1 pseudogene is annotated in these 625 nt (G+C 53.9%); it reads left to right on the top strand.

Going from position 1 to position 625, the window contains the following annotated elements:
* Positions 1 to 104: 104 nt before the first annotated feature.
* Positions 105 to 625 (top strand): annotated as a pseudogene (locus tag ACTHUM_RS17445) (hypothetical protein); the annotation flags it as partial.

Genomic DNA, 625 nt, shown 5'->3' with positions numbered 1-625 from the left:
CAACAAAGGCCGTCTGAAAGAACTTTTATCCTTTCAGACGGCCTTTGACTCACTTTAACACCGCTTCCCGTACAATGGCCCTTTTCCCTTATCTGCCTAAAAATATGAAACCCAACCGCCTTTTACCCCTCGTCCTCTTATTGACCGTCCTCTCCGCCCATGCCAAAGATTTCATCATCTACGACCGCATGGACTATGTCGGCAAACCCGACCTGACCGCCGACAAACTCTCCAAAGTGTTCTTGGTTTATGAAAGCGAGTTGGTCAAACCCGATCCGACAGGCAAACGCAAACACGGCGTACTCAACGAAGCGCGCATCCGTGAATTGGCCAAACAATCGCGCCGCGAAGGCTACCGCACCATTTCCACCGACATCGAAAGCTGGTTTGCCGAAAAAGACGGCCAGCTGCTGACGCCCGACGAATTGAGAACCGACTTCGCGCGGATGTACCAAATCTTCAGAGAAGAAAACCCGCGCGCCGTCATCAGCAACTACGGCATGCCCTCCGAACACCTGCACGGCATCCGACACTACCGTCCCAACGTTGACAACGAAGCCATCTTGACAAAATGGCGGCAAGTCAGCAAACGCCGTGCGCCCACCGCCGCCATCAGCGACTATGC

The sequence above is a fragment of the Neisseria sp. P0021.S006 genome, assembly GCF_051956895.1.
This window is presented reverse-complemented; position numbering and strand designations above follow the sequence as displayed.